Below are 6452 nucleotides of genomic sequence, written 5' to 3' on the forward strand. Positions count from 1 at the left end.
CCGCTCATCAGCCTGCCCGCTGCGGCAAGCTGATCCGGCACAGTTCGGAAGGCACGGCGATCGCATAAGCTACACCACCTCTCGGGACATCATCGATACCGAGCCATCGGTCGGGATCATCGCATGCAGAGAAGGCTGCCCGCCATCCCTGAACGAAGGCCGCTAGCCGAGCAAGTGCCTCCACCGCTAGAGGGAAGGCATCCTTCTTCGGCAGTTCAAGAGGATAGACGAGCTCCTAGACGCGCTCATCAAGTTCGGCCAGCCTCTTCGAGCGCGCCGGATCGCCTCGTTATGTGTCACATGCTTCTGCGCCCGCGCAGGAGCGATATAGGGAAGCTTCAGGTTCGGCGTTTCGAACATGCCCGCGGTCTCCTGACGAATTCTGACGGGGCGAGCATGATGCAGCTCCGGAATGCGGGGATAACTTTGCTCCCCGGGCATGACCAGCCGCTACTCCGGCTCCTCCCAGTCGCCGCGAGGTGGCTCAGCGTGACGTGCCCTGTGCGGGCTTGCAGAACGCCGCGTGCAACGCCTCCACGACCGAAAGCACTTCCGGGCGCGTGATGCGGTAGTAGACTGTCGTCCCCTCCCGGCGTGCTTCCACGAGGCCGTCCGCGCGCAGGCGCATTAGCTGCTGGGACATGGGCACCTGATCGATCCCAAGTTGCTGGCGCAGTTCGGCGACAGACTTCTCCTCGCGACCGAGCGCACACAGAACGAGCAGCCGTTGCGGGTGGGACAGGCTCCGCATGAGCTCTGCAGCACGGCTGGCTGCTGGTATCATCTCGGAAACATTCATGATCTTGAAATTAGGACTTTTGAATGTTAGCTACAAGAGGCTGGTTCGAGGTCGGTGATCTTTGCGCCGCAGCAAAGTCCGCCGGCAACAGGAGATATATCCCTGCCGAAGAGGAATGGTGAAATGTCTATCGATCGTGCCGTCATGCTGTTCGCCGGGTTCATGGTGCTGATCTCGCTGGCGCTTGGCTTCTATGTTTCGCCGTACTGGTACCTACTCGCGGCCTTCGTCGGCTTGAACTTAATTCAAGCCTCGCTGACCGGCTTTTGTCCCGCCGCCATGCTGTTCAAGAGGCTTGGCTTGAAGCCGGGTCCCGCATTCAACTGAAACAAGCTGCCATGCGACACATCAATGTGTTGCTCGCCGGGCTCTATCTGATCGGTGCGGCCCAGCCTACCGCGAGCGGAGCGGCCGAGGTCCGCGCCAGGGCAGTTATCATCCCGGAAACCAAGGCGGTATTCGGACAAGTGCAAAGCCGCACGGTCGTGCCGGCGCGCGCACGCATTGGTGGGACAGTTCGCGAAATCCGGATCAGTGAAGGCAGCGAAGTGAAAGAGGGTCAAGTCGTCGCCGTCATCGTCGATGACAAGATCGCGCTCGAGCTCGCTGCCGCTCAGGCGAAGATCGACGCGCTGAAGTCGCAACTCAAGAATGCTCGAATTGAGCTCGAGCGCGCCCAACAGCTTCTTCAGCGGGGCGTAACCGCCCAGAGCCGATTCGACCAGGCTAAGACCCAGTTCGATGTCATCGTGAACCAAATGGCGGCCGCCGAGGCGGACAAATCCGTCATTGAGCAACGCGCGCGCGAGGGCGAGGTGTTAGCCCCGGCCACTGGCCGCGTGCTGACCGTTCCAGTAACGGAGGGCACGGTGCTATTGCCCGGCGAAGAGATCGCACGCATCGCAACCGGACGCTATTACCTGCGGCTGTCTCTGCCGGAACGCCATGCCGCCGAGATCGTCGAGGGCGCGACCGTCACCATCGGCCAGCGCGGATTGTCGCCCACCAAGAGCGGGAGCGTCGAGACAGCTCGCGAAGGGCGCATCGCCAAAGTCTATCCGGAAATTGCGAGCGGACGTGTCATCGCCGACGTCGAGGTGAGCGGGATTGGCGACTACTTTGTCAATGAGCGCACGCTCGTCTGGATACCCGTCGGCAAGCGCAAGGTGATCGCAGTCCCGACAGCCGCGGTGCGCACACGCCAAGGCATCGACTACATCCGCATTGCGATTGCACAAGGGGAACAGGACGTGCCGGTCATCTTGGGGGAGACGTTCTCCGACAGCGAAGAAGAGCCTCTGGTCGAGGTGATGACAGGCCTCCGCGACGGTGACCGAGTGATCCTGCCATGAGACTCGGGCTTGCCGGCCTCCTCACGCGGGCCTTCATCAGCTCGCCGCTGACGCCGCTTTTGCTGCTCGCCTCGTTCGCGCTCGGCCTCATCGCGCTTGTGGCGCTTCCGCGCGAAGAGGAGCCGCAGATATCCGTACCGATGGTCGACGTGCGCGTCGAGACCAACGGCCTCAAGGCGGAGGAGGCCGTCAAACTCGTCACGGAGCCGCTCGAGACCATCATCAAAAGCATCGACGGCGTGGAGCACGTCTACTCGCAGACCCACGACGACTCGGTCATGGTGACGGCGCGCTTCCTCGTCGGCACCAGCTCGGATGCCGCGATCCTGCGGGTGCACGAGAAGATCCGCGCCAACATGGACCGCATCCCCGTCGGCATTCCCGAGCCTCTGATCGTCGGGCGCGGCATCGACGATGTGGCCATTGTCGTCGTCACGCTCAGCTCGACCACGGAAGCTGCTTCCCGCTGGACCGCGAATGGGCTGACCCGTCTTGCGCGCGAGCTGCAGGTCGAAGTGGCAAAGCTTCCTGACATCGGTCTCACCTACATCGTCGGCCAGCAGCCAGAGGAGATCCGGATCGAGCCCGATCCGGAAAAGCTTTCCCTTTACGGCATCACGCTCCAGCAGCTGGCGGGCAAGATCGAGGGCGCCAATCGCTCCTTCCAAGTCGGACGCGTGCGCCAGGCCAACGAGCAGCGAACGCTGGTCGCAGGGCAGACGCTCCAGCACCTGACCGAGATCGGCAATCTCTTGCTCACAGCCCGCGATGGGCGGCCCGTGTACGTGCGCGACGTGGCAGATGTCGTCCTCGCGACCGACCCCAACGAAACGCGCGTGAGCGAATACCGAAAGACCAAAGATGGTCTCGAACGCGTGCCGGCGGTTTCACTCGCCATCGCAAAGCGTCCCGGCACCAACGCGGTCGTCATAGCAGATAAGATCATTGAACGGCTCGAGCAGGTCCGCGGAAGCATCTTCCCTGCCGACGTGGAGATGTCGATTACGCGCAATTACGGGGAAACTGCGAACGAGAAGGCAAACGAGCTGCTGTTCCACCTCGGACTGGCGACCGTCTCAATTGTTCTCCTGATCTGGTTCGCAATTGGCTGGCGCGAAGCGCTCGTGACGCTCGTCGTCATTCCGACCACGATCCTGCTCACACTCTTCGCCTCGCACATCATGGGCTACACCATCAATCGGGTGAGCCTGTTCGCGCTAATCTTTTCCATCGGCATTCTCGTCGACGACGCCATCGTGGTCATCGAGAACGTGGCACGGCATTGGGCGATGCAGGACGGACGCCCGCGCAGCCAAGCAGCCGTCGAGGCCGTGGCGGAAGTCGGCAACCCGACGATCGTTGCGACACTGACGGTCATCGCCGCGCTACTGCCGATGCTTTTCGTCTCCGGAATGATGGGGCCCTACATGGCGCCCATCCCCACCAACGCCTCGGCAGCGATGCTGTTCTCGTTTTTCGTCGCCGTGATGCTGACCCCGTGGCTCATGATGAAGTTCAGCGGACCAGGGAACGGCGGCCCGTCTCACGCGCATCGCGATAGCCATGTCAGCGGCTTGGGTCGCGCGTACATGGCAGTTGCCCGACCACTACTCGTGAAGCGGTGGCGGTCATGGGTCTTTCTTGCCATCGTCGCCCTTGCAACATTCGGATCAATGGCGCTGCTCTACACGAAGCACGTCACGGTCAAGCTCCTGCCCTTCGATAACAAGACCGAGTTGCAGATCGTCGTCGATCTGCCGGAAGGAGCCTCGGTCGAAGAGACGGACCGCGCGCTCGGAGCCATCGTCCAGCGTTTGTCGGAAGTGCCCGAGGTCGCCTCGTTTCAGACCTACGCAGGTACGGCGGCACCATTCAATTTCAACGGCCTTGTGCGCCATTACTACATCCGATCGTCGCCGGAGCTTGGCGATGTGCAGGTCAATCTGGTCTCGAAGCACGACCGCGCCCGCACGAGCCATGAGATCGCGCTCGATGTGCGCGAGCGCCTCAAAGGCCTCGATCTGCCCACAGGCACCGCCGTGAAAGTGGTCGAACCACCGCCGGGGCCCCCGGTGCTCGCGACGCTGCTGGCGGAGATTTACGGACCTGATCCGGAAACCCGGCGTGCGGTCGCCACCAAGGTGCGCGAAGCTTTCGAAAGCGTTCCTTTCATAGTTGATGTAGACGACTCCTTCGGCGTCCAGGCTCAGCGCGTGCGGCTCGCTATTAATCAAGACAACCTCGAGTATCATCGCGTCGAGCAGTCGGACGTCTACGATACGGTGCGCGCGCTCTACGCCGGCCCCGTTGTCGGTTACTCTCACCGGGGCGGCGGTCGCCATCCCATCCCGATTCGTCTTGCACCCGCAACGAACGAAAAAGTGGTGAGCGAACGGACACTGGCAACACCTGTGCCCGCCAATGCTCTGCCTGGTGAGCGTAGCGTCGTTGAGCTTGGTGATGTCGTAAGCGTTCAGAACGAGCGCGCGTCCTTTCCGATCTTCCGCCACAACGGCCGAGCCGCGGAGATGGTCACAGGCGAACTGGCCGGTGCGTTCGAGGCGCCGATCTACGGTATGCTGGCCGTGGCCGAGGCAATCGAGAAGGCGGACTGGGGCGACGTGCCAAAACCGGCAATCGCGCTCCATGGCCAACCCGATGACGAAAGTACCCCAACGCTGCTCTGGGACGGTGAATGGGAGGTCACTTGGGTGACGTTTCGCGACATGGGCGGCGCCTTCATCGTTGCGATCCTCGGCATCTACATTCTGGTCGTCGCCCAGTTCCGCTCGTTCAAGCTCCCGCTGGCGATCCTGACGCCGATCCCGCTCACGCTAATCGGTATCATGCTAGGTCACTGGCTGTTCGCGGCGCCGTTCACGGCGACCTCGATGATAGGCTTCATTGCACTTGCCGGCATCATCGTGCGCAACTCGATCTTGCTCGTCGACTTCATCCGGCATGCGCGCAAACCGGGCCGCCCGCTAATCGACGTACTGCTCGAAGCGGGCGCAATCCGCTTCAAACCGATCCTGCTCACTGCCCTGGCCGCCATGATTGGCGCTGCGGTGATCCTTGCCGACCCGATATTCCAGGGACTCGCCATCTCGCTACTCTTCGGCCTCGCTTCATCGACGGCGCTGACGGTCCTTGTCATCCCCGCGATCTACGTGGTCTTACGAGGCGGGGAGAAGCCTGCAACAGCGGACGTTCCGAATGCCGATCAGTGACGCGCAAAGATCTGCGGAGGCGCCAGCTCAGCTGCATTCCCGAAAACGATCAAAAGAGCCTCCTGTTCTTCGTATCGAGCGGTTTGGTAAGACGCCGATAGGTCAGGCGCTTGCCGTTCGCGCCGATAACCGCCTTGGTGGTGCGCTCCTTGTCTGCAATTCCCAGCGCCGACCTGTTGTTGTAGCAGAAGTGGAATTCCGCGATATATCTGCGCATTGCGAGAACACTCGGCGCCTTACGGGGCCGAGTGAACCGAGGAGAGGCTCAAGCATTTCTAGCTTCTGCAACCGCTTCCTTGAGCGCTTTCTCGTTCATGTAGCCAGGATATATTTTCAGGCCGATGACAAAAGCTGGAGTTCCTTGAAGATTGAAGGCATTCGCCTGGGCTATATTGCGAACGATGATTGCATCGATCTGGCGACTTTTCTTCTTATAGGCCGCATGCAACTCAGTCGGATCAAGTCCAACCTTTTTCAGAGTCGCATCGACATCTTGCCGGCTTAACCTCGCGGGCGTGTTCATGAGCGCTTCGAGCGCCGCGGCGTATTTGCCGGCGGCGGCGGATGCGAGAACGAGGTTGGCAGCGTAGATCGATGGGTCTCCGAATATTGGAAAAACTTTCATGACGAGCCTGATTCTGCCGTCACTCTCGATGACTTTCATCAGCTCCAGGTGATTTCTCTTACAATACGGACATTGATAGTCGAAGAACTCAGCAATGGTGACATCACCCTTCGGATTGCCCAGGGCAGGGATGTCAGGATCGAAATAGACATCCTTCTCGGTCGGATAGCCTTGGGCGCGCGACGGCGTTGCCCTGAGAATGGATGCTGATGCGCCAGTTCCCGCAAAAATTAACGTCGCAAAGAATTGCCTGCGGTTGAGCATTTCAGCTTTCTCCCTTCTGGTTTGCCCCGAGCACGACCACACGCGCCCCTTTGGGAACGCGGTTGTAGAGATCGATGATGTCGTGGTGTAACCGTCTGGTGAGGACCGCGGTTATGGCGGCGTGATCAGTTATCGGGTTTCGGCGGGGCTTTGTTGATCAATCGCGCCTTGGCTGGGTTTCG

6 protein-coding genes and 1 pseudogene are annotated in these 6452 nt (G+C 60.9%); 3 read left to right on the plus strand and 4 right to left on the minus strand.

What is annotated here, in order from left to right; genetic code table 11:
• Positions 1-276 precede the first annotated feature (276 nt).
• Both HNQ73_RS17640 and HNQ73_RS17645 read right to left on the minus strand, forming a co-directional pair.
• Positions 277-360 (minus strand): annotated as a pseudogene (locus HNQ73_RS17640) (DUF2793 domain-containing protein); the annotation flags it as partial.
• 124 nt (positions 361-484) lie between these two features.
• Positions 485-751, minus strand: coding sequence for an ArsR/SmtB family transcription factor (locus tag HNQ73_RS17645; RefSeq protein ID WP_244650303.1), 267 nt, complete (start codon positions 749-751; stop codon positions 485-487).
• A 171-nt stretch (positions 752-922) separates the two neighbouring features.
• Between HNQ73_RS17645 and HNQ73_RS17650 the strand changes: the two genes are divergently transcribed.
• From HNQ73_RS17650 to HNQ73_RS17660, 3 genes are read left to right on the plus strand one after another with little or no spacing between them, the layout of a single operon-like run.
• The gene (locus HNQ73_RS17650; RefSeq protein ID WP_028035851.1) at positions 923-1126 is read left to right on the plus strand and encodes a YgaP family membrane protein; all 204 of its coding nucleotides are present in this window, start codon (positions 923-925) and stop codon (positions 1124-1126) included.
• An 11-nt stretch (positions 1127-1137) separates the two neighbouring features.
• The gene (locus HNQ73_RS17655; RefSeq protein ID WP_028035850.1) at positions 1138-2151 is read left to right on the plus strand and encodes an efflux RND transporter periplasmic adaptor subunit; all 1014 of its coding nucleotides are present in this window, start codon (positions 1138-1140) and stop codon (positions 2149-2151) included.
• Entirely contained in the window at positions 2148-5381 is a 3234-nt protein-coding gene (locus tag HNQ73_RS17660) for an efflux RND transporter permease subunit (protein WP_183336732.1), read from the plus strand. The genes HNQ73_RS17655 and HNQ73_RS17660 overlap by 4 nt, the downstream gene beginning before the upstream one ends.
• A 49-nt stretch (positions 5382-5430) precedes the next feature.
• On the opposite strand, the gene HNQ73_RS17665 is transcribed toward HNQ73_RS17660, so the two are convergent.
• Both HNQ73_RS17665 and HNQ73_RS17670 read right to left on the minus strand, forming a co-directional pair.
• Positions 5431-5598, minus strand: a complete 168-nt coding sequence (locus tag HNQ73_RS17665; RefSeq protein ID WP_183336734.1) for a hypothetical protein — start codon at positions 5596-5598, stop codon at positions 5431-5433.
• A gap of 48 nt (positions 5599-5646) precedes the next feature.
• Positions 5647-6270 (minus strand): DsbA family protein, encoded by a 624-nt coding sequence (locus HNQ73_RS17670; RefSeq protein WP_183336736.1) that lies wholly within the window; start codon positions 6268-6270, stop codon positions 5647-5649.
• Between the last annotated feature and the right edge of the window lie 182 nt (positions 6271-6452).

The sequence above is a fragment of the Chelatococcus composti genome (assembly GCF_014201415.1).
GTDB classification, from domain to species: Bacteria; Pseudomonadota; Alphaproteobacteria; order Rhizobiales; family Beijerinckiaceae; genus Chelatococcus_A; species Chelatococcus_A composti.